We start from the raw sequence: 21,952 nt of genomic DNA, 5'->3' as shown, positions 1-21,952 counted from the left end.
TCAGTCTGTGTTTCCCGACATGGGGCGGCCCAGGAGGGCTGTGGCGACGGTCGCGATGTGCGGGGCCAGGTCGGAGGTGCGGGCCTCGGACAGGGCGGGGGTGGCCACGACCGAGCGGAGGATGCCGATGCCGACCATCCAGGCGCTGAGCAGTTCGGCCCGCAATGCGGTGTCCTCGCCCTCGGCCAGGTCGCGCAGGGCGTCGACGTAGGTGTGGCAGACCTCTTCGCGGATACGCAGCCGGGTGTCCTCGTGGGCGGAGGAGCGCAGCATGGCGACCAGGGGGTGCTCGCCGCCGTAGGCCGTCCAGTCGTGGTCGACGACCGTACGCACCATGCGGGCCACCAGCTCCTCCGGCGGGCCGGCGAGCAGGTCGGCGGGCGAGTCGGCGGTGGTGGCCTGGTCGAAGAGCTGCTTCTTGGAGCCGAAGTAGCGGAAGATCAGCGTGGCGTCGACGCCCGCGTCCCCGGCGATGTCGCGGACGCTGGTGGCGTCGTAGCCCTCGCGGGCGAACCGCAGCCTGGCGGCCTCCAGGAGGCGGGCCCGGGTGGCTTCTCTGTCCCTTTTCTGCAACGCGGGCTCCCTCGCTAGGTCATCGACCGTTGACATTGTATGCGGGTGCTGTGCTACGTTTCCACAAGTCAGCGTTCGATGACTTGAAGGATGTGTAATGCGAACGTACGTGGTGGCAGGTGGAACGAGCGGCATGGGCCGAGGGCTCGCCCTGCACCTCCTGCGCCAGGGCGCCCAGGTGACAGTCGTGGGCAGCGACCCGGACAGGGGGCGCCGGTTCCTCGACGAGGCGGCCGGGCTGAGGGCCGGAAAGCGGGCCGAGTTTCTGCGGGCCGACCTGGCGTCGGCGGCCGAGAACCACCGGGTGGTCGGCGAGATCAAAGCACGGTACGACGCACTGGACGGTCTGGTGTGCACCGCGCTCCGCCCCTTCTCGCGGCGGGTGGAGACCGCCGACGGTTACGAGGGCACCTTCGCGCTCTACTACGTGAGCCGCTTCCTGCTCGCCTACGGCCTGACCGACCTGCTGGAACGCGGCGAGAACCCGATGATCGTGAACATCTGCGGCGTCGGCGCCAGCAAGGGCCGCATCCACTGGGACGACCTGTCGCTCAAATCCGGATTCAGCACCGTCAAGGCCATGCTGCAGGCCGGACGCGCCACGGACCTGCTCGGTGTCGCGTACGCGCGCAACCACCCGGACGCCCGTACCCGCTACCTCCTGCACCACCCCGGCTTCACCCAAAGCGGCACCGACCACCTCCGCCAACCCGTCAAGACCGTCATCAAGCTGCTGGCCAGGCTCGCCGCCCAGCCGGTCGAGCGGGCCATCGCGCCGATCATCGAGCTCATGGACGACCCGCCCGGCACGGGCGGGCTGCTGGCCTACGACCGCCGCCGGGCGCTCGAACCCTCGCTGCCCACGCTCGACCCGTCCGCCGCCCACCGCCTGTACGGCCTGACCAGCCACCTCCTGCACGTCTAGAGAGGCGGGAGCTGACCCGGTCCATGCCCGCGCCCGTGGATTTCGCGGCCGAGGCACAACTGGTGGATCCCGGGGAGATCCGTAATTTCAACTGATCATCCATGCCTCAGCGGGAGGTGAAGAACTGCACCAGCGACCAGGCGGCGAAGGCGAAGAAGACCAGGGCGACCGTACGGCTGATCGTCCCGGCCGCCCTGCGGTAGGTCTCGCGCACCACGCGCAGGCCCGAGATCCAGGCCAGCAGTGCTCCGGCGGACACGCTGCCCACGAGCGCGGCCGTGAGGAACATCGGGATCGCGGCCGCCGTCAGCACCTCGATCCGGTCCCCGAGCAGCGCGGCGAAGACGGCCAGGGTGACCGGGTAGCTCTTCGGGTTGGTGATCCCGAAGACGGCGCCCCGCAGCGCCGCGCGGGTGCCGGCGGGAGCCGTCTCCCGCGTGGGCGCGCCGGTGAAGGCGCGCACCCCCAGGTAGATCAGGTAGAGGGCGCTGACCACGGTCAGCACGGCGAAGAACGCGGGGGAGACCAGCCGTGCCCAGCGCAGTGCGAGCAGGGCGAGCAAGGTCCAGATCAGGTCGCCCGCCATATGGCCGAGGACGAAGCCGAGACTGGAGCGCCGGCCGCCGCTCGCGCCGAGGTGCAGCACCATCAGCGCGCCCGGCCCGGGGGTCAGGACGACGAGCGCGCACGCCAGCGCCGTCGCGGCGAGCAGCGGGAGCACCGCTCAGCGTGGTTCGAGTTCGGCGTTGGTCATCCGGCCGGATCCGGTCACGGTGCCCTGGCCGGAGGCGTACGACCTGATCGTGAGGGTGGCCTCGATGAGCTCGTCCCACGTCGCGTGGCTGAAGATCGTGCACCAGTCTCTGGAGACCTCATCGAAGTCCACCATGTCGCTGGTGCCGTACTTGTCCGGCATGGAGTCGAGGAGGGCCTCGTCCAGGATCTCGAAGCCCTTCTCCTTCGCCACCTGCCGGGCGAGGGTCGGGTTCATGAGCCACTTGCCGGTCAGGGCGCCGAAGTCGGGGTAGAGCGGCTGGGCCTCCAGGGAGGACATCATCTCGTTGTCGATCAGCCAGCGGGCGAAGGCGACCGTGTTCTCCAGGCTCTCCTGGTCCTCGCCCGGCCCGCCCAGGACCAGGGACCCGTGGATGGGGATCCCGGCCTCCTTGAACAGCAGGCCGGCGCGCCGGTTGTTCTCAAGGCTGTCGCGGGGGCCCTTGAGAACCTTGAGCATCCGGGTGTCCCCGGATTCGAGGCCCATGTTGACCCGGTAGACGCCGAGTCGCCGGTAGAGCTCGACCAGCCGGGGTGTGGTCTCGGCGGCCTGCGTGTACACGAAGAACTTGGGGTCGCCGATGTCGTCCGGCTTGGCGTCGACCAGGCTTTTCACCCAGCGCGGCGAACTGCTCATGCTGTCGAACGACTCGTAGAAGATCCGCGCCGAGATCTGGTCCTGCGCGGTGCGGACGTCCTGCCAGAACAGCTCCGGCGAGGAGAAGCGCAGACTGAGGTCCATGATGCCGCAGAAATGGCAGGGCGCCTTGACCCGGGCGCAGCCGCGCGCCCGGTTCATCGTGGTGACGCCGGTGATCTGCTCGCCGGTGTGGAAACCGCCGTAGCGGTTCAGGTAGTTGGACAGGTACCGGTCCCAGTTGTGCTCCGGCATCAGCGTCCGGTCGGGCACCGGGATGGCGTCCAAGACCGCGTTCGCGAGCGCGCCGCCGCTGCCCTTGATCCGGTCGGGGGGTATCTCGGGCAGCCGGTTGTGGGCGATGCCGTCGGGGGTGCGGTACAGCAGTTCCGGGACGGTCTCCAGCGGGCGCTCGCCGTCGAGGGCGTCCACGAGGGCCGACAGGGCGAACTCGCCGACGTCGGCCGCGCACACGTAGTCGACGGCCTCGCGGTGCCGCAGGATCCGCTCGGCCATGGCCGTGGCCTGGTCGTTCCCGAAGACGGTGACCGCGCCGTGCTTCTTGCCCAGTTCGGCCAGGCGGAGGCTGTTGCCGTACGAGGTGGCGAGGACGCCGACGCCGAGCAGATCGGGTTCGAAGTCCGCGACCAGTTCCTCGATCTGCGTCATGGGCGTGATCTGCCCGTCCACGGCGATCACGTCGAGGTACGGATGGTCGTGCTTGAGCACCGTCGCCAGTGAGACGACGCCGAGCGCGGGGAAGGTGCCGTCGTTGGCGATGGCGGTGAAGTCGTCGTCGCTACCGGCGTTGACGAGCAGGACACGTCGTACCTTCTTCGTCATCACGGGCCCTCTCTCAGAAGTCGGACGTACGCTCACTCTCACTCGGGCTCGGGCGCCGTATCAACAGGTGAGACGCAGACAGATAGTTGGCATTGACCGCGTCTGGTCAAGGGTGTAAAGGGTGCGCTTCGTCAGGAGGTCTGCGCAGTCAGCCGGTTGCTGAAGCGCCTGAGCATGCTGGTCTGGAGGGTTTCCGGGACCAACCGGCCGATCGCCCGGGGAATGCGCCGGTTGGACGGGTTGTGCTTGGTCATCCGGGACACCAGGGAGATGTGCGGGTAGCGGGCCCTCTCGAAGGCGCGCAGCCGCCGCACCGGGTCGAAGCCGTCGCCGGCGAACTCGCGGCCGAGCACCCACGCGTCCTCCAGGGTCTGGTTCGCGCCCTGCGCCAGCGTGGGCGGCATGGTGTGGGCGGCGTCGCCGACCACGCTGATGCGGCCCTTCCCCCACACCGGGTCCACCCTGTTCCAATGATGGCCGAAGAAGTCGAGATCCTCCTCGCGGGCGCCGGCGAGCACCTCGGGAACGGGTGAGGCCCATCCCCGGAACCGGCGGCGCAGCGCGTCGAGCGGGGCGGCGGGCCGGGGTCGCGAGGGCGTCCAGCGGACGTCGAACCACCACTGCAACAGGCCGTCGCCCGCAGGCATGAGCCCGCAGGCGCCCTCCCTACCGGTGATCATGAGGGCGCGGGTCGAGCGGGTGAGCTCGATGTCGATCTCGCTGAGGCCCTGCCAGGTGCCGTAGGTCGCGGGCTGGACGCGTCCGTCCCCCCACAGGTGGCGCCGTACGACGGAGTGGTGGCCGTCGGCCCCGATGAGCACGTCCGCGGTGGCCGTCGAGCCGTCGTCGAAGGTGGCGGCGACCCGCTTGCCGTCCTGCGACACGCTCCGGCAGCCCATGCCGAATCGGATCAGGTCGTCGGGCAGGCCGGCGGCCAGTCGCTCCAGCAGGTGCCGGCGGGCGACGGTCTTGGTCTCGAAGCCGTAGCGGGCGGCGGTGTGGGCGAGGTTCTGGCCCAGGCGCAGGTGTCCGTCGGCCGTCATCAGGTCGAGCCGGTCGATGCGCCCGCCGACTCCGTCCAGGCTGACGCCGAGATCGTCGAGCACGGCGTGGCCGTTGCTGAAGACCGTCACCCCCGCGCCGCCCGTTCTGAGCGTGGGGGCCCGCTCGTAGACGCTCACCTGATGGCCGTTGGCCAGCATCGCGCGGGCGACGGCCAGCCCGCCCACCCCTCCACCTATGACGAGGATCTCCATGTCCGCTCCATGGGGCAGTATTCACTACGATCGTTGTAGTACGGATACTGTCTATCATGGTGGTGTGCCGCCTCTTAACCCGGCCAGACGCCGAGCCCTCACCGACGCCGCCATACAGCTCCTGGCCACCTCAGGGGCACACGGCCTGACCCACCGCGCGGCCGAGCGGTCCGCCGGGCTCCCGCCGGGGACGGCCTCGAACTACTACCGCAGCCGCGAGGCGCTCCTGGTCGCCACCGCCGAACGCGTCGCCGAACTGCACCTCGCCGAGATGGAGCAGGCCGTGACGGAAGGCGACCTCCGGCTCGTCGAGTTGCTGTCGCATTCACTGCTCGAAGCGGCGACCACGAACCGCGACCGTTACGTCGCGGTCTTCGAACTCCAGCTGGAGGCCACCCGCCGACCGGCACTGGCCCGCATCCTCGCCTCGATCCTGGACGCCACGGTCCAGCTCACCGCCCGCCATCACACGCGGGCGGGGCTCGCCGTCCCGCCCGACAGAGTCCCCACCCTGATCACCCTGTACGCGGGCGCGCTGTACAGCCTGGTGACCATGCTGCCCGAGCAGGTCGAGGCGGACATGGTCCACGGCCTCGCCCGCGCCATCGTCACGGGGGCGCTGGCCGACGGCGAGGCGCCGTGACAGGAAGGGCCGCTCAGCCGAGCAGGTTGTAGGCCGACGCGACGACCAGGTAGGCCGTGGCGGCGACGGTCACCACGGTGAGATGGACGCGGCCGAACCGGCTCCACCACTTCCGCCGCCAGGCGAGCACCGTGGTCACCGCCGCCCCCGCCGTGGCGACGGCGGCGAGGAGCGGCATGGTCCCGATGAGCGTCAGCAGGGGAGAGCCGCCCAGGAAGTAGGCCGCCTGGTTGCCGTCGAAGTCGGCGAACAACACCACGAGGGTCGCGGCGGAGGCTGTGACCAGCGCCGCCGCCGCCCAGCCCGGCAGGCCCGCCAGGCGCGGCGCGCGGGCCGTGCCCGCGTGCGCGGGACGGCGGCGGGCGGACCGTACGGCGAGGGCCACCGGCCACACCAGCGTGGACAGCACCAGGATGCCGAGGCTCGCGGCCAGGGTGCCGAGGTGCAGGGCGGGAAGCTGGTACCAGGCGACCTTCTGCAGCGGGTCGGACGGGTTCTCCGTGGCCAGCACCCCGTCCTCGCGGAACATGATGCGGCGATGCCCGCCCTTCTCCTGGAACAGGCCGGGCGAGACCTGGGTCCACTGCCGTGGCTCCACCGGTCCGTGCCCACTGGTGCCCGCCGTGGTCAGGGTGCCGTCGCTCTGGGCGGTGACGGTGGTGGTCCTCATGAGCGTGGTGATCCTGCTGAAGTCCTCGGCGTCCGCCCCCTGGAGGGAGCGGTAGGTGCCGGCGAACCCGGAGGGATCCGGCAGTTCGCCCGTCGGCGGGGCGTCCTGCCGAGGCGCGGCGTAACGGTCGGCGAAGGCGTCGACCAGGGCCCAGACCGAGTCCGCGCCGCCCTTGCCGCTGCCGTTGTAGTGGGCGTAGATGCCGACCCCGCGCTCGGGGATCAGCGCCAGCATCGCGAAGTAGCCCGGGATGTTGCCCCGGTGCAGGATGAGGCGGGTGCCGTTGCGCGTGTACTCCTGGAAGCCGTAGCCGAGGCCGTTCGCGCCCTCCGCGTTGCCGAACCGGCGGCTCTGCATCAGGCGGGCGGACTCAGGGCTGAGGATGGCGCCGCCGTCGTTCAGGTGCGCCTGCATGAACTTGGCCATGTCGGTCGCGGTCGTGCGGAATCCGGCGCCGTGCGGCGGCATGTGGCCGTACCTCGCACCGGCCGCCGGGATCTGCCGGTCGCCGGCCAGGCGGTAGCCGACGGCCAGGGCCCCGGAGATCGCATCCGGTTCCGGCTGGGCGAAGGTGGTGCTGGACATGCCGAGCGGCTCGAAGACGTTCTTCCGCATGTACTCGTGGAACGGCAGCCCGGAGCGCAGTTCGACCAGGTGGCCGGCCAGTCCCATGCCGAAGTTGGAGTAGACGGCGGTGACGCCGGGCGGACGGACCCTGGCCGGCCGGCGGTCGGCCAGGTAGGCGCCCAGCTCGCCGATGTCCTTGGGGGAGGCCGCGCCGGTGCCCCGGTCGCCGCCGGCGAACCCGGCCGTGTGGGTGAGCAGGTGGGCCGTCGTGACCGGTTTGCCGGGGTAGGTGTCGTCGATGCGGAAGTCGCGGAGATAGTCGTTGACGTCCGTGTCGAGGGAGAGTTGCCCCTTGTCGACCAGTTGCATCACGGCGGTGGCGGTCATGAGCTTGGCGACGGAGGCGGGGGCGAACACGGTCTGCTCCGCGTCCACCGCGCGGCCGGTGGCGAGGTCGGCGACGCCGTACCCCTTGGCGAAGGTCTGCTTGTCGTTCGTCACCACCACCACGGCGGCTCCGGGGATCTCATGGCGCTTCAGCTGGGCGGTGACGTGGTCGTCGACGAACCGCGTGAGGCTCGTGTCCGCGCTCGCGGGCGCGGCGGATCCGAGAAGTACGGCGACGCCCGCCGACCAGGCGGCGAGGGCGCGCCGGATCGCCGGTTTGCGTTCGAGCAGCATGAGCTGCTCTCCTTTCTTGTGGAAGCGCGTATGCGTTGAAGACACGCCGCTCGCGGCGTGGTCGTACGGGTTTCCCGCTCCGGGGTGAGTTGCCGCTCGCCCCGGAGCTTTTCAGCCGACGTTGCGCAGCAGGTGTTCCAGCGCCGCGATGCGGGCGGTCAGCTCCGCGATCTGCGTCTGCGAGTGTTCCTGCTGTCGGACGGCGCGCTCGGCCTGTTCACGGTTCCTGGCCAGCTCCGCCGTGAGGACCTCGGTGCGGTGGCGTTCGTAGCGGAAGTAGAAGCGGATGCAGAGCGTGACGGTCACGGTCAGCAGCAGGACGATCGTGATGGGGATCACGACGGAAGGCAGGTCAGTCACTGCGGTCTCCTGCACGGGAGTGTCCTTTCTCCTGGTCGGCGTGGAGAGCCGCGAGGACGGTCGAGACGGTAAGGGTGAAGCTGAACGGTCGCAGTTCGATGTACTTCATCGCCTTGCCGTCCGGTGACAGTTCCAGGCGGCCTTCGACGAGACCTGCCTTCTCCAGTCGTTCCAGGTGCATGTAGAGCAAGGGGCGGGACACCCCGACGCGGCGGGCCAGCTCGCTGACGTGCACCCGTCCGGTGGCCAGTTCTCCGATGATCTGCAGGCGCAGCGGATGGCCCAGCCCGGTCAGCACGGTCAGCAGCTCTTCACTCGTCAAGGCATCCCGTCCTTCCATCTGTTAGTCAGAGCTTACAGATGAAAACCGGTGACGCCAACTGATGTCGGTGGTGTCCGAAACCCGCCGGTGGCCGGAGCGCCGCGGCTGATTGGCTGAACTGCCTGATCCGGCGCTTCCCTCCCTCGAACGGACTGCCCATGCCCACGCTCGCGCCTGCCCGCCCGCTGCTCGACTGGCTCGCCGTCGGGTCGCTCACGGCCGGGGTCTTCGCCATCGTCACCAGCGAGATCCTGCCGATCGGCCTGCTGCCCGAGATCGGCGCCGACTTCGGCGTCTCGGACGGCGTCGCGGGACTGACGATGACGCTGCCGGGCCTCGTCGCCGCCGTCGCCGCGCCCGCCGTCACCCTGGCCACCGCCCGCGTCGATCGCCGGGTCATGCTGTGCCTGCTCATGGCGGTGCTCGCCGTGGCCGACGTGCTCGCCGCCCTCGCCCGGTCGTACGAGGTCATGCTGGTGTCCCGGGTGCTGGTCGGGTTCACCATCGGCGGCTTCTGGTCCATCGGGGCCGGGCTCGCCGGACGGATCGTGGCCGCCCGCTCGGTCGCCACGGCCACCGCGCTGATCTTCTCCGCCGTGCCGCTCGGCTCCGTGCTCGGCGTCCCCCTCGGGACTCTTTTCGGCCAGCTCGCAGGGTGGCGGGCCGCCTTCTGGGCCCTCGCGGCGCTGGCCGTACTCGTGCTCGTGGCGCTGCTGGTGCTGCTGCCGCCGCTACCCGCCCACCAGGTCACGAGCGCCCGCGTCCTGCTCGGGCTGCTGCGCGGCCGGGCCACCGCGCTCGCCCTGCTGGCCACCGCGCTCCTGGTGCTCGCGCACTTCGGCACATACACGTATGTGGCGCCGTTCCTGCGGGAGGTGGCCGGGCTGCCTCCGGCGGCGGTGAGCGCGGTCCTGCTGGCGTACGGTGTGGCCGGCATCGCGGGCAACTTCCTGACCGGCCTGCGCCGTCGCAGGTCCACGGCGGCGGTGTCCGGCGGTCGGGTGGCGGCTGCCGCTGATCTCACCCGTGATCCGCGCCGCGTGTTCGCCGTCACCGGTGCGCTGATCGCGGCCGCGACGCTGCTGCTGCCGTTGGCAGGGGACACGGTCGCGGGCACCGTGGGCCTGCTGGTTCTCTGGGGGCTCGCGTACGGCGCCGTGCCCGTGTGCTCGCAGGCGTTGTTCCTCCGGGCCGCGCCGCACGCGCCGGAGGCCGCCACCGTGTTGTTCACCTCCTCCTTCCAGGCGACGTTCGCCGTCGGCGCCCTGCTGGGCGGGGTCGTGGTCGACACGTGGTCCGTGTCGGCGGTGATGGTCTGCGGCGGGCTGGTCGCGGCCGTGATGGCGATGGTCACCTTCCGGGCCCGCTGACCGCACCCGTTCGCGGGACGGGCTGCCCGATAATGGCGCATATATCGCGTAATTCGGTTTCATTGTGGCGGTGTTTCCCGTAAAGAAAGTTCTCCATGGATTGAAGTAGGTAATTCGGATGCTGTTTGCTTGGATCGAGGTTGGTGCGGGGCACGGCCTGGCGGAATTTCGTTTGCGGACATGTGCGCTCTCCTGCGGTAGGCGTCGGAGAGTGCGGAAACACTCAAGGATCGCCTGTATGCGGCCTCACCAAGTGCGTGGCATTGATCGTGATCTTGTGGGAGTGTTGTCGCACTGCCATCAAAGTCAAAAGGAACGGGCTCATACCTGCGGGAGCCGTTCAAGTGCTTCTGCGAATGATGGGAGCCGAGCGGCAACATGCCGACACCCGTAAGACCCATAGAACAGGCAGGAACAGCGGCCCGACACGCGCCCTTCCCCTCGCGTGAGCACCCGACCAGCCTGCCGCGCATCCTTGGAGCGGCCCGATGAGGTATTACCGCCGTCCCTGGCACGAGGACCGGAGCGACTCCTACTCCCACTGGGGCACCTCGGTCTACTACCTGGCCATCGACGCCGACGGATTCGCCCACCGCCAGGTCGTCGTGTACGCCACCGGCGTCGTCACCGCCTACGACGAGGACCACCAGGAAGACCTCTACGGCGGCCTGACCTACTACCAACTCGCCCAGCGCGACCTGGAGGAGTTCGCCCCCTTCGAGATCAGCCCGCAGGAGTACTTCGCGGCCCTCGCCGACCTCGCCCCCATGAACCGCCCCGACTGGTCGGGCCGCAAGGCGGTGGTCGCGCGGACCTACGACGAGATCGCCGCCCACTACGACCGGCTGGGCTCGCCGTTCTACGGCCAGGTCGGCGAGCGGCTGGTCGGCCTGCTCGGGCTGCGCCGAGGCGAGCGGGTGCTCGACGCCGGATGCGGGCGGGGCGCGTGCCTGTTCCCGGCCGCCGCGGCCGTGGGGCCGGAAGGCCAGGTGCACGGGATCGACCTGTCGCCGGGGATGGTGGCGGAGACCGCCGCCGAGGCGGCCAGGCGCGGGCTGTCGCAGGTGGCGGTGCTGAAGGGCGACGTCGAGTGGCCCGCCTTCGAGGAGAACTCGTTCGACGCCGTGGTGTCCGGATTCGTGCTGCGCATGCTGCCCGAGCCCGAGCACGCCGTCCGCGCCTTCCACCGCATGCTGCGACCGGGTGGACGGCTCGGCGTGAGCGTGTTCGTGTCCGGGTTCGCCGAGCGGTGGGCGGTCGTCGGCGAGGCGCTGGAACCGTTCCTGACCGGGGCGGCACCGGTGCTGTCCGCCCACGCGGGCAAGGAGGCGGCCCTGCTCCAGGACGCCGGGTTCGACGCGGTCGCGGTCGCGGACGAGCCGTTCGACGTGGTGATGCCCGACCTCGGCACCTGGTGGGACTACCTGTGGCTGAGCGGCTACCGGGGGACGATGAACCGGATCGCCGCCCGCGACAGGGACAAAGCGCGCAGGGTCGTGACAGAGACCGCAGAGCGCCTGTGCGAGCCGGACGGGTCCGTGCGGATGCGGGTCCGGGTGCGCCTGATGACCGGGGTCAAGGGCGAGGCAGCAGGCGGTGGTGGTAGCTGTAGGCCACGGTGAAGCCGGCCTTGCCGTACAAGCTGAGGGCGGGGTGGTTGTCGCTCTCGACCTGTAGGTACATACGGTCGGCGCCCTGTGAGAGCGCCCAGCGGGCGGCTTCGGCGAGGATGGCGGCGGCGACGCCCTTGCGCCGGTATGCGGGCTCGGTCCGCATCGAGAACACCCCGGCCCAGCCCGAATCCGCCACCACCAGCGCCTTTCCGGCCCCTGGCACGCTGAGGTAGGCGGCGGGCGTGGCGATGCGCGACAGGATCTGAACGTCCGGGTGGTCGCGACCCGTCCACAGCTCCGCGTCGTCCACCACCGCCCAGCCCTCGGCGGCGGGCACATCACCGGCGAAAGCCGTCATCACCCGCACCTCGCCGTCCATCTCCCAGCCGCGTGCGTCCAGCAGCGCGTCGAGATCCCGGTGTCGGGAGGCGGGTCCGATCTGGACGCGGGCCGGCAGCCCCCGCGCCGCGTAGAAGTCCTCGACGACTCCCGGCTCGTACGCTCCGGAGAACAGCGTCAGCGCCGAGTTCGACCGCTTGCGCGGCACCCCCGGCGTGTGGCGGAGCAGCCAGCCGGAACGTTCCACGACGTCCACGGCGGGCCAAGCCGAGGCGGCGCGCCGCTCGACCTGCCAGTGGGCGGCCGCCTCGCACACCTCGACCAGCGCGGGGACCAGTTCGGCCAGCGTCTGCCGATCCCGCGCGGAGGCCGGCTCGTACTCGGTGATGCCGAGCCCGGCGATCTCGTACCGCTCGGCCAGCGCCGTGACCCGCGCGAGCAGTTCGCCGGGAAGCAGTCCGCCGACCTCGGGGCAGCCGACGGAGGAGAACACCGACGGGTCGAGCACGTCCAGGTCGATGTGGACGTACACGGCGGTGGTGCCGTCGGGCACCTGCCGCGAATCGGGCACCACGCCCTTCTCGCCCTCGTCCATGGCCCGCACCCCGGACAGCACCACCTGCTCGGGACGCAGGACCGCGTCCGGCACCAGTTCGGCGGGCCCCTCGCCCAGCAGCGTCCGCAGCACCATGCCGTGGAAGGCGCCGGACGGCGAGGTCTCCGGCGTGTTCAGGTCGGCGTGCGCGTCGAACCACACGACCGCCAGCCGCTCGCCGTACCTGCGCACCGCCCGCGCGATCGGCTCCAGTTCGACGCCGCAGTCACCGCCCACCGTGATCACGAACCCGTCTCCGGGCAGCGCCGCGCGCACCCGGGCGGCGGTCTCGGCCAGCGTGTCACCCGGTGCCACCCGCACCCGCTCGTGTCCGGGCACCAGGTCGGCCAGCAGCGACGCGCCCTCCACGAGCCGGGAGGCGGTGGCGGACGACGAACCACGCGTTTGCGGAACCTCGATGACAGTCATGGCTCCGGATCTTAAGGGTGGATATGGTCCCTTTGTCATGACGCAGACCACCGTCGAGCGAGAACAGGTCGTCGCCTTCCGTCTGCGGCGCCACCGGCTCCACCAGCGAGGCGAGCTCCGCCAGGCCGCGGCCACCGCACCCCAGAACAGCCCGCAGGGCTCCGCCGTGCTCGCGCTGCGGGCCAGAGCCGACGTCGACGCCGCGCACGTGGCCAAGGCGGTCGAGGCCGACCGCACCCTGGTCCAGCTCTGGAGCCTGCGCGGCACCCCCTGCCTGGTCAACAGCGACGAACTGCCGCTGTTCAGCACCGGCCTGCTGCCCGACGACGAGGAGTCGTGGCGGGCCCAACTACCCGGATTCTTACCGACGCTCGACGCCATGGGACGCAGCGCCAGCGCCACCATGGAACTCGTCATCGCCGCCACCCGCGACGCCCTCGACGGCCGCGCCCTCACGCTGCGCGAGCTCGGCCGCGCACTGGCGCCGCGACTGCCCGCCGAGTTCGCGCCGTGGACGGAACCCGGCCTGTTCTGCTCGCTGACCGCCGTCCTCGCCAGGGCCGCGTCCCTGACCGGCGAGTTCGCGATCGTCCCCAGGAAGAGTGGCGAGGTCGCGGTGCTGCGGGCCGACCAGTGGCTCTCGCGCCCGGCCGCCGACCGGTCGGCACGGGCCGGGCTCGTACGGCGCTACCTCAGCCTGTACGCGCCCACGACCTGCGCCGACTTCGCCGCATGGGCGGGCGTCAGCCGACACTACGCGGGCCGGTCGTGGGCGCTGGTCGAACCCGAGCTGACCGAGATCCGATACGCCGCAGGCCCCCGTTACGCGCTCACCGCCGACGTGCCCGAACTGACCCTCGGCGGCGCTCCGCCTGGGATCCGGCTGCTGGCGCCGTACGAGCCGCTGCTCCAGTCGCGTGACCGGGACACGCTCGTCCCCGACGCCGCGATCCGCGACGAGATCTGGCCGGGCGCGGACGGCCCCGGCGTCGTCCTCGACGGCGGCGAGGTCGCCGGGCTGTGGCGGCGGCGCGGCACCACACTGGCCATCACCGCCGCGCAGGCCGTGGACCAGGAGGCCGTTCTCGCCGAGGCGCGGCCGTACGCCGACCTGAGCGGTTGCCTGGAGGTCGAGATCAGCCGGTGCTGACGTACTGCCTGGGCCGCAGCGCGTGCGAACGCAGCGCCGTCAGCGCCGCCAGGTGACCTCCCGGCGTCAGCCGTACGGCGAACTCGTCTCCGAAGGCGAGGTCGAGCGCGGTGAGCTGGCTGACCAGGCCCGTGAGCGGCCGGTCGAGGTTCTCGCGGCCGGTGGCGGGCCGCCAGCCCTCGCCGCCGACGATCTCGGACACCCGCGCCTGCAGTTCGGCGGGAGACATGACGCTGCCGTCGGCCAGCAGCATGAGCGCGGCCTCGCGGACCGAGACCGCGAACTCGTTGCCCACCCGGGCCAGCAGCAACCCGGTGACGGCCGTCCACATCGCCTCCGGCGTGCTCAGCAGCAGCCGTCCGACGTCGGTGATCGTGAGGCGGGCACCGTCGCGGCTCAGCGCGCCGAGATCGTGCTCGGCCAGTTCGCGCAGCCGCACCGCCTCCGGCGACGGCGCCAGGCGCAGCGGCAGGCTGTCGGAGGCCGCCCGGCTGAGCAGCCGCTCCAGCGCGGGCAGCGGCTGCGGCGAGATCGGCGCGTGCAGTCGTACCTCGAACGGCTGCGCCAGGTCGCGCCGGGCGGGGCCTCTGCCGAGCACCCACCGGTTGAGGCGCTCGCCGTGGACGCGGTTGAGCCAGCTGTCGCCGCCCAGTTCGGCGCGCGGCTCGGTGAGCCAGCGCCGGGTGAGCGCGCCCCGGTCGACCTCGTCGCCCGACAGGATCGCGAGTTCGAGTGCGGCGGAGCAGGCCACGTGCGCGCCCAGCTCCTCCGGCCCCATGATCATGCTCCAGCACAGGTCGGGCACGTCCGGAGGAAGCACGCCGGTGCCCTCCAGGGCCTCCTGGTAGGCGGAGGTGCCCGCGTCCTCGCCCTCTCCGGTGTAGACGTCCAGGATCCGGAGGGTCTCCGCGGACTCGCACAACGCCGCATAGCGCTCCAGCCCGCCGAGCCGCAGCAGGCTGCCGAGCGAGCGGGCCAGGCGCTCGTGGTCTCCGCCGACCTTCAGCGGCAGGGTGTACCAGAGGAACTCGCAGACGTCGAGCTGCGTCACCGTCTCCAGCGGCTCGCCACCGGTGAGCCATTCGACGGCGGTTCTGGCGTCGTCGGCCAGGTCCGGCTCGGAGCGCTCCAACTCGGCGAGGAGGGCGATGACATCCGGTGCACTCATGCCTCGAATTTTGCCGTATGGACCCCGGGGCTGACGATGACCGAATCCAGTGCGTATTGGGTCGTGCACAGCGACTACCCTACGGAACCCCGCGAATGTTGCCGATCATCGGGTCAGATCCACCGCTTGTCGAACAGCATGCGCGCCTTCCACTCCGCGTACGGGATGACCTCGGCCGACAGGACCGGGTACAACCACCAGAAATTGATCAGGGCCAGCAGCGCGAAGGCGCCCACGACGGCACCGCCGACCGTGCGCCGCAGCGGCGCCCGCGACCCCGCCGCGCCCGCCGGGCCGATCAGCCACCCGGCGCACAGCGTGATCGCCAGGATCATGAACGGGAGCATGGGGATCGCGTAGAACAGGAACATCGTCCGGTTGTTGGCGACCGCGTAGTAGATCCACGGCAGCAGGCCCGCCGCGTAGGCCAGCAGCACCGCGCCCGCCCGCCAGTCACGGCTGGTGACGTACCACACGACCAGTCCGAGCAGCGCGGCCGCCGCGCCGAACCAGATCACCGGCGTGCCGACGCCGAGCACGGCCTCCGAGCAGTCCTGCGCGGCGCCGCAGGCGCCCTTCTTGCCCTCGTAGTGGAAGGCCACCGGACGCAGCAGCAGCGGCCACTGCCAGGGCTCCGACTGGTAGGGGTGCGTGGAGGCGAGCCGCTCGTGGAAGCCGAGCACCTGCAGGTGGTAGCCGAACCACGAGCGGAAGGAACTGACGACGAAGTAGAACGGTCCCGACGAGGTCGCCCGCGCCCAGTCGCGGCCGTAGCCGCCCGCACTGGCGAACCAGCCCGCCCACGTCGCGATGTAGGCGAGCGCGGGCGCCAGCGCCGCCGCCGCCAGCCACTGCGGGCCGTCCTTGGTGAATCCTCCCTGGTACGGCCTGCGGATCCCGACCGCCTTGCGCGCCCCCATGTCCCAGACCAGCGACATCACGGCGAACGCGAGCAGGAACCAGATGCCGGACCACTTGACCGCGCAGGCCGCGCCCAGGCAGAGCCCGGCCGCGAGGCGCCACGGCCGCAGCCCGAGGCCGGGGCCGGTCGCCGACAGCGGCGAGCGGTCGTGCCAGTCGGCCAGGCGTTCGCGCATCCGGTCGCGGTCGACGACCAGGCAGGCGAATCCGGCGAGGATCCAGAACATGAGGAAGATGTCCAGCAGTGCCGTACGGGACAGCACGAAGTGCAGGCCGTCGATGGCCAGCAGCAGCCCGGCGAAGCAGCCGAGCAGCGTCGAGCGCGTCATGCGCCGCGCCAGCCGGGCGAGCAGGAAGATCGACAGCGTGCCGACCACGGCGGCGGCGACGCGCCAGCCGAACGGGTTCATGCCGAACAGCCACTCGCCGAGGCCGATCATCCACTTGCCGAGCGGCGGGTGCACGACGAAGGAGGCGCACTTGTCGAGCGCGTCCGGCGCGCACTTCTGCCAGATGTCGGTGCCGCCCGCCATCAGCGCCTTGTCGGCGTCCTTGATCGCGGTCTTCTCCACGCCCCAGGTGACCAGCGAGTAGGCGTCCTTGGCGTAGTAGGTCTCGTCGAACACGACGGCCTTGGGATGGCCCAGGTTCGTGAAGCGCAGGATCGCGCCGAACACCGTGACCAGCAACGGCCCCAGCCAGCCCCAGAGCGCGCTGCCGGGCATCGGCGGGACCAGGCGGTCGCGCACCGACGACGGTCGTTTCCGCTCGTCCACGGCCTGGTACTGGTAATCGGTCACGGCCATTCGGACATCGTACGGGCCCCAACCCGGTGCTTACCTAAGAAACACGGCCCAATCGGGGTGCCCTGCCACAATGGTCGGGTGACGAGCAACGGCAGGTTGGTGCTGGCAGGGGCCCCCATCGGGCAGGCGGGTGACGTCTCTCCCCGGTTGAGGCAGGCGCTGGAGGGCGCCGACGTGGTGGCCGCGGAGGACACCAGAAGACTGCGCAGACTGGCCTCGGAACTCGGCGCCGACATCACCGGCAGGGTCGTCTCCTACTACGACGCCAACGAGGCCGGACGCGCCCGGGAACTCGTCGAGGCGCTCAAGGACGGCCGTACGGTGGTGGTGATCACGGACGCCGGAATGCCGGGCGTGTCGGATCCCGGCTACCGCCTCACCCGCCTCGCGGTCGAGGCGGGCATCACGGTCACGGCGCTGCCGGGCCCGTCGGCGGTCACGACCGCGCTCGCCGTGTCGGGCCTTGCCAGCGACCGGTTCTGCTTCGAGGGTTTCCCGCCGCGCAAGCAGGGCGAACGCTCCCGCCGCCTGTCCGCGCTCGCCGAGGAGGAGCGGACGATGGTCTTCTTCGAGTCGCCGCATCGCCTGGCCGAGTCGCTGGAGGCGATGGCCGCCGCCTTCGGGGCCGACCGTCCCGCCGCAGTCTGCCGCGAGCTCACCAAGACCTACGAAGAGGTACGGCGCGGCGGCCTCGCCGAGCTGGCCGAGTGGGCGGCGGGCGGGGTGAAGGGCGAGATCACGGTGGTCGTGGCCGGGTACGCCGCACCGGAGGGGGAGGCCGACATGGACGAGCTGATCGCCGAGGTCGAACGCCTCACGGCAGCCGGAACCCCTCGCAAACAGGCCATCGCCGACACCGCCAAGACCGCCGGGATCCCCAAGCGTGAGCTGTACGACGCGGTTCACAGGAGATCCGCCACCCCATAGGGTGCGCTTCGTGAAGAACTGGGGGGTTTCAGCACAAAAGCTGGTTCCGCCGATGCAGGAGCGCGGCCTGTGGCCCTGGCTCGGGCCGGGGCTGGTCGCGCTCTTCGGCGGGATCCTGCGCTTCTTTCGGCTGGGGGAGCCGCACACGGTCGTCTTCGACGAGACCTACTACGCCAAGGACGCCTACGCGCTCCTTCTCCACGGCGCCGAGCGGACCTTCCTCGGCGACGCCAAGAACCCGGTCGCCGACCAGCGGCTGATCACCGGCAACCTGGACATCTTCAAGCAGTGCGCCCAGCAGACCGACTGCGCCTCCTACGTCGCCCACCCGCCGCTCGGCAAGTGGATGATCGCCGTCGGCGAGTGGATGTGGGGGATGAACCCCTTCGGCTGGCGCTTCATGGCCGCCGTCGCCGGCACGCTGTCGATCCTCGTCCTGGCCCGCCTCGCCCGCCGGATGACGCGCTCGACCCTGCTCGGCTGCTTCGCCGGGCTGCTGCTCGCCCTCGACGGGCTGCACCTGGTGCTCTCGCGCACCGCGCTGCTGGACATCTTCCTCATGTTCTGGGTGCTGGTCGGCTTCGCCTGCCTGGTCGTCGACCGCGACCAGGTCAGGCAACGGCTGCTCGCCGAGGCCGGAGCACGGCTCGGGCCGCGCCCCTGGCGGCTCGCGGCCGGGGCCGCGCTCGGCGCGGCCTGCGCCGTCAAATGGTCGGGCATCTGGTTCCTGCTCGGCTTCGCCGTCCTCTCCCTCGTGTGGGACGTCGGCGCCAGACGGGCGGCCGGGGTGCGGCGGGCCTGGCGGGACACGCTCCGGCGCGGCCTGCAGTCCGCGCCGGCCGCCCTGGCGGCCGTTCCCGCCGCGACGTACCTGCTGTCGTGGACCGGCTGGTTCACCACCGCCGCAGGGTACGGCCGCAACTGGGAGCAGGCCACCTCGGCGGGGCCCGGCTTCTTCCTGTTCGACTCCGCCAGGTCCTGGCTGAAGTACCAGCTCGACGTGCTGCGCTTCCACACCGGACTTCAGGAGAGCCACTCCTGGCAGTCCTGGCCCTGGGACTGGCCCGTGCTGCGGCGGCCCGTCCTGTTCCACATCAAGAGCGACCTGCCGCCCTCCGCCTGCGGCGCGGACAAGTGCACGCAGGCCGTGCACGGCGCGGGCACCCCCGCGCTCTGGTTCGCCGCCCTCGTGGCACTCGTCGCCCTCATCGCCTGGTACGTCGCCAGCCGCGACTGGCGGGCTGGCGCCGTCCTGCTCGCCTACGCCCTGGGCTGGGCGCCCTGGCTCTACTACGCCATCGCCGACAAGCGCACGATGTACCTGTTCTACATGGTGCCGCTGGTGCCGTTCATGGTGCTCGCGCTCACGCTCGTCGCCGGGCTCGTCCTCGGCAGACAGGACGCGGCGCCCCTGCGAAGAGCGGGCGGCGGCGCCGCCGTCGGGGCGTTCGCGCTGATCGTCCTCATCAACCTGTGGTGGCTGTATCCCGTGCTGACGTCCGAGACGGTTACGAACGCGGAGTGGTGGTCGCGGATGCTGCTTCGCTCGTGGTCGTGACCCGTTTGGGCCGGATGCCCCGGCGTAGCGTGATCGCCGCCGCCAGGCAGGCCAGCGGCACCGCGGGCAGGACGTAGCGGTAGTCGAACTCGGCCGTCGCCGCAGGGGCCAGGAGCAGGCCGAAGGCCGCCAGCCACGGCAGCGCCACCGGGCCGCCCCAGACGCGCCAGCGGACGGCGAGGCCGTACAGGCCGATGATCAGGATGCCGCCGAGCAGGATGCCGCGCAGGTAGAAGACCTTCTGGTAGGCGCTCATGATGTCGGCCCACGGCGAGACGACGCGCGTCTCCGGCGGGCCCTGCTCGTAGGCGAAGGCGTCGGTGTCGGTGCGTCCGCCCGCGTAGGAGGACCAGGTCGGCAGCCGTTTCGGCTGTCCGTTGACGAGTTCTTCGTATGGACGGAACTCGTACATGTTGTACGTCTTGGCGTCGGGGAAGGTCGGCCGGCCCCAGTGGAAGGCGCGGAAGAAGTCGGCCGCCACCACCTTCAGGTAGTCGCCGGGCTGCGACAGGATCGCCCGCCTGGCGAACGCGCCCGCCGTCTCGTTCTTGAAGTCGTCGAACTTCTTGCCGCCCCACACGTGCAGCTGTTCGCCCCGGCCCTCGCCCCACAGGTACCACTGCGAGAACTTCTCGCGGGCCTCGCCGGGCTTGTCGGTGATGCACATGAGCGCGAGGTCGAGTTCCTTGCGCGGGTCGATCTTCATCTTGGCGCAGTCTGAGAAGATCGCCGTGCGCATGTAGAGGATCAGGCCGTCGCTCTGGGTCATGGCGAAACTGCCGAACGCGGAGTTGAACCAGGCCATGTACGCCACCACCGGGACCGCGCACGCCGTCATCACCGCCGCGACCGGCTTCCAGCCCACCCGCTTCAGCAGCAGATAGGCCACCACCAGCGCCAGGATGGGCAGCCCGATCGAGCGGGTCAGCCACGTCAGCGCCAGCAGCAGGCCGACCACCGCGCCCACCCGCCACGACATGCGCCGGTGCCACAGCACCAGCGTCACCACGCCGACCACCAGCAGGATGAACATCGAGTCGGACATGATGAGCTGCTCAAGCTGGATCTGGTAGGCGTCGAACAGCACCGGCGCCGCCGCGAGCGTCGCCCCCCACGTCGGCAGCCCGAATCGCTTGCGCAGCAGCGCGTAGACGAGCACCGCCGTGGCCAGGCCCATCAGGTGCTGCGTCAGCGTCACCAGGGTGAAACTGTGGAACGGCTTCAGCAGCAGCAGCCAGAAGCTGTAGCCGTCGGGCCTGATCGCGTGCGGGCGCGGGTGCAGCGCCACCGACACGTACTCGTAGGAGTCGTTGAACCACATCGCCGGGCCGTACCCGAGCATGGTGATCAGCCGCAGCAGCCCGCCCATGGCGAGTGCCACGGCGAACACCCGATGTCGGCGCAGGAAGGAGCGCATGCGCGCGAGTCGGTCTTGGGCGGAGTCTTCCAGCGCGGAAGCGTCCGCGACGCTCACCATGCCATCAAGAATGCCAGGCGTTTTTCGGACTTGACCCGAGCATGGCAGGGCACAGGGCATGATGGTGTGCTGGAAATGCCATCCCTGGAAGGGTCGGGACGTGGAACTGACGGTGGTCATGCCCTGCCTCAACGAGGCGGAAACCGTGGAAGTCTGCGTGCGCAAGGCGATTGCGTGCATGAAGGCACACGGGATCGAAGGCGAAGTGCTGATCGCCGACAACGGCAGCACCGACGGCTCCCAGCAACTGGCGAGGGACGCGGGCGCGCGCGTCGTCCACGTCGACGACAAGGGGTACGGCAACGCGCTCATGGGCGGCATCAGGGCCGCGCGCGGCAAGTACGTCATCATGGGCGACGCCGACGACTCCTACGACTTCGAGGGCCTGCTCCCGTTCGTCGAGCAGTTGCGCGACGGCGCCGACCTGGTCATGGGCAACCGCTTCAAGGGCGGCATCGCACCGGGCGCCATGCCCCCGCTGCACCGCTACCTCGGCAACCCCGTCCTGTCGTTCGTCGGCCGCCTGTTCTTCCCCAGCGCCATCGGCGACTTCCACTGCGGCCTGCGCGGTTTCCGCCGTGAGTCCATCCTGCGGCTGGGCCTGCAGACCGGCGGCATGGAGTTCGCCAGCGAGATGGTCGTCAAGTCCACGCTGCAGGGTCTCGACGTGCGCGAGGTGCCCACCACGCTCTCGCCCGACGGCCGCTCCCGCCCGCCCCACCTGCGCTCCTGGCGCGACGGCTGGCGTCACCTGCGCTTCCTGCTCCTCTACAGCCCGAAGTGGCTGTTCTTCATCCCCGGCCTCGCGCTCATGGCCGTCGGCCTGGTCATGGGCACGCGCCTGACCTTCGGCCCGCTCCGCATCGGCGAACTGGCCTTCGACGTCGACACCCTCGTCGGCGCCTCCGCCATGGTGGTGATCGGCTTCCAGGCGGCGCTGTTCGCGCTGTTCACCAAGGTGTACGCGGCGGAGGAGGGCTTCCTGCCCGAGTCGCCGCGCATCCGCAAGCTGCTCGGCCACGTCACCCTGGAACGGGGCCTGATCATCGGCGGGTTGCTGGCCGTCGCCGGTCTCGTCGGCCTGGTCATGTCGCTGGTCCACTGGCAGGTTCGCAGCTTCGGCGAACTCGACCCGCGCGAGTCGCTGCGTATCGTCGTGCCCGCCGCGACGGCGCTGATCATGAGCTTCCAGACCATCTTCGCCTCGCTGTTCATCAGCATCCTCGGCATCCGCCGCAGCCGGGAGAACCCGCTCGACTACGCCGCCTCCGCGGCGGAGGAGGCCGCTGAGGCCGTCAGCCGCGAGGGTTCCAAGACTTCCTGAGCTGTTTTCGCCACTCTGATCGAA

19 protein-coding genes are annotated in these 21,952 nt (G+C 70.7%); 8 read left to right on the top strand and 11 right to left on the bottom strand.

The window, feature by feature from the left end; genetic code table 11:
- Window positions 1-573 (bottom strand): TetR/AcrR family transcriptional regulator, encoded by a 573-nt coding sequence (locus tag ABD120_RS25905; RefSeq protein WP_343952665.1) that lies wholly within the window; start codon window positions 571-573, stop codon window positions 1-3.
- Between the two features lie 97 nt (window positions 574-670).
- On the opposite strand from ABD120_RS25905, the gene ABD120_RS25900 reads away from it, so the two are divergent.
- Entirely contained in the window at window positions 671-1,498 is an 828-nt protein-coding gene (locus ABD120_RS25900) for an SDR family NAD(P)-dependent oxidoreductase (protein WP_343952664.1), read from the top strand.
- Between the two features lie 106 nt (window positions 1,499-1,604).
- On the opposite strand, the gene ABD120_RS25895 is transcribed toward ABD120_RS25900, so the two are convergent.
- From ABD120_RS25895 to ABD120_RS25885, 3 genes are all read right to left on the bottom strand, one after another.
- Entirely contained in the window at window positions 1,605-2,219 is a 615-nt protein-coding gene (locus ABD120_RS25895) for a LysE family translocator (RefSeq protein ID WP_343952663.1), read from the bottom strand.
- 3 nt (window positions 2,220-2,222) lie between these two features.
- On the bottom strand, window positions 2,223-3,752 hold the full coding sequence (locus tag ABD120_RS25890; RefSeq protein ID WP_343952662.1) for a B12-binding domain-containing radical SAM protein: 1,530 nt from the start codon (window positions 3,750-3,752) through the stop codon (window positions 2,223-2,225).
- A gap of 131 nt (window positions 3,753-3,883) precedes the next feature.
- Window positions 3,884-5,008, bottom strand: a complete 1,125-nt coding sequence (locus tag ABD120_RS25885) for an FAD-dependent oxidoreductase (RefSeq protein ID WP_343952661.1) — start codon at window positions 5,006-5,008, stop codon at window positions 3,884-3,886.
- Window positions 5,009-5,072: 64 nt separating this feature from the next.
- Here ABD120_RS25885 and ABD120_RS25880 point away from each other — a divergent pair, with 64 nt between their 5' ends.
- On the top strand, window positions 5,073-5,651 hold the full coding sequence (locus tag ABD120_RS25880) for a TetR/AcrR family transcriptional regulator (RefSeq protein WP_343952660.1): 579 nt from the start codon (window positions 5,073-5,075) through the stop codon (window positions 5,649-5,651).
- 13 nt (window positions 5,652-5,664) lie between these two features.
- Here ABD120_RS25880 and ABD120_RS25875 read toward each other — a convergent pair whose 3' ends face one another.
- The 3 genes from ABD120_RS25875 to ABD120_RS25865 form a co-directional block, all read right to left on the bottom strand.
- Window positions 5,665-7,569, bottom strand: coding sequence for a serine hydrolase domain-containing protein (locus ABD120_RS25875; protein WP_343952659.1), 1,905 nt, complete (start codon window positions 7,567-7,569; stop codon window positions 5,665-5,667).
- A gap of 111 nt (window positions 7,570-7,680) precedes the next feature.
- Window positions 7,681-7,929 (bottom strand): hypothetical protein, encoded by a 249-nt coding sequence (locus tag ABD120_RS25870; RefSeq protein WP_343952658.1) that lies wholly within the window; start codon window positions 7,927-7,929, stop codon window positions 7,681-7,683.
- Window positions 7,922-8,251, bottom strand: a complete 330-nt coding sequence (locus ABD120_RS25865) for an ArsR/SmtB family transcription factor (protein WP_343952657.1) — start codon at window positions 8,249-8,251, stop codon at window positions 7,922-7,924. Before ABD120_RS25865 ends, ABD120_RS25870 begins: the two co-directional genes overlap by 8 nt.
- Before the next feature lie 158 nt (window positions 8,252-8,409).
- On the opposite strand from ABD120_RS25865, the gene ABD120_RS25860 reads away from it, so the two are divergent.
- Together ABD120_RS25860 and ABD120_RS25855 are read left to right on the top strand one after the other, a co-directional pair.
- Complete coding sequence (locus ABD120_RS25860) at window positions 8,410-9,621, top strand: MFS transporter (protein WP_343952656.1); 1,212 nt, start codon at window positions 8,410-8,412, stop codon at window positions 9,619-9,621.
- A 488-nt stretch (window positions 9,622-10,109) separates the two neighbouring features.
- On the top strand, window positions 10,110-11,243 hold the full coding sequence (locus tag ABD120_RS25855) for a class I SAM-dependent methyltransferase (RefSeq protein WP_343952655.1): 1,134 nt from the start codon (window positions 10,110-10,112) through the stop codon (window positions 11,241-11,243).
- On the opposite strand, the gene ABD120_RS25850 is transcribed toward ABD120_RS25855, so the two are convergent.
- Window positions 11,197-12,597: a GNAT family N-acetyltransferase gene (locus ABD120_RS25850; RefSeq protein WP_343952654.1), complete on the bottom strand. Its 1,401-nt coding sequence runs from the start codon at window positions 12,595-12,597 to the stop codon at window positions 11,197-11,199. The two genes, ABD120_RS25855 and ABD120_RS25850, sit on opposite strands and share 47 nt — an antisense overlap.
- 37 nt (window positions 12,598-12,634) lie before the next feature.
- Between ABD120_RS25850 and ABD120_RS25845 the strand changes: the two genes are divergently transcribed.
- Complete coding sequence (locus ABD120_RS25845) at window positions 12,635-13,747, top strand: DNA glycosylase AlkZ-like family protein (RefSeq protein WP_343952653.1); 1,113 nt, start codon at window positions 12,635-12,637, stop codon at window positions 13,745-13,747.
- Here ABD120_RS25845 and ABD120_RS25840 read toward each other — a convergent pair.
- Together ABD120_RS25840 and ABD120_RS25835 are read right to left on the bottom strand one after the other, a co-directional pair.
- The gene (locus ABD120_RS25840) at window positions 13,734-14,915 is read right to left on the bottom strand and encodes a hypothetical protein (RefSeq protein ID WP_343952652.1); all 1,182 of its coding nucleotides are present in this window, start codon (window positions 14,913-14,915) and stop codon (window positions 13,734-13,736) included. The genes ABD120_RS25845 and ABD120_RS25840 overlap by 14 nt on opposite strands.
- Window positions 14,916-15,028: 113 nt before the next feature.
- Window positions 15,029-16,642 (bottom strand): dolichyl-phosphate-mannose--protein mannosyltransferase, encoded by a 1,614-nt coding sequence (locus ABD120_RS25835; RefSeq protein WP_343952651.1) that lies wholly within the window; start codon window positions 16,640-16,642, stop codon window positions 15,029-15,031.
- A 78-nt stretch (window positions 16,643-16,720) separates the two neighbouring features.
- Here ABD120_RS25835 and rsmI point away from each other — a divergent pair, with 78 nt between their 5' ends.
- Window positions 16,721-17,569 carry a 16S rRNA (cytidine(1402)-2'-O)-methyltransferase gene (gene rsmI / locus ABD120_RS25830; protein WP_343952650.1) on the top strand — a complete coding sequence of 283 codons (849 nt, stop codon included), beginning with the start codon at window positions 16,721-16,723 and terminating at the stop codon, window positions 17,567-17,569.
- A 52-nt stretch (window positions 17,570-17,621) separates the two neighbouring features.
- Window positions 17,622-19,127 carry a dolichyl-phosphate-mannose--protein mannosyltransferase gene (locus ABD120_RS25825; RefSeq protein ID WP_343952649.1) on the top strand — a complete coding sequence of 502 codons (1,506 nt, stop codon included), beginning with the start codon at window positions 17,622-17,624 and terminating at the stop codon, window positions 19,125-19,127.
- Here ABD120_RS25825 and ABD120_RS25820 read toward each other — a convergent pair.
- Window positions 19,078-20,604, bottom strand: a complete 1,527-nt coding sequence (locus ABD120_RS25820; protein WP_343952648.1) for a hypothetical protein — start codon at window positions 20,602-20,604, stop codon at window positions 19,078-19,080. The genes ABD120_RS25825 and ABD120_RS25820 overlap by 50 nt on opposite strands.
- A 100-nt stretch (window positions 20,605-20,704) precedes the next feature.
- Between ABD120_RS25820 and ABD120_RS25815 the strand changes: the two genes are divergently transcribed.
- A complete protein-coding gene (locus tag ABD120_RS25815; protein ID WP_343952647.1) occupies window positions 20,705-21,928 on the top strand; it encodes a glycosyltransferase family 2 protein in 1,224 nt (407 codons plus the stop codon).
- Window positions 21,929-21,952 lie beyond the last annotated feature (24 nt).

The organism is Nonomuraea longicatena (genome assembly GCF_039525605.1).
Taxonomy (GTDB): domain Bacteria; phylum Actinomycetota; class Actinomycetes; order Streptosporangiales; family Streptosporangiaceae; genus Nonomuraea; species Nonomuraea longicatena.
This window is presented reverse-complemented; position numbering and strand designations above follow the sequence as displayed.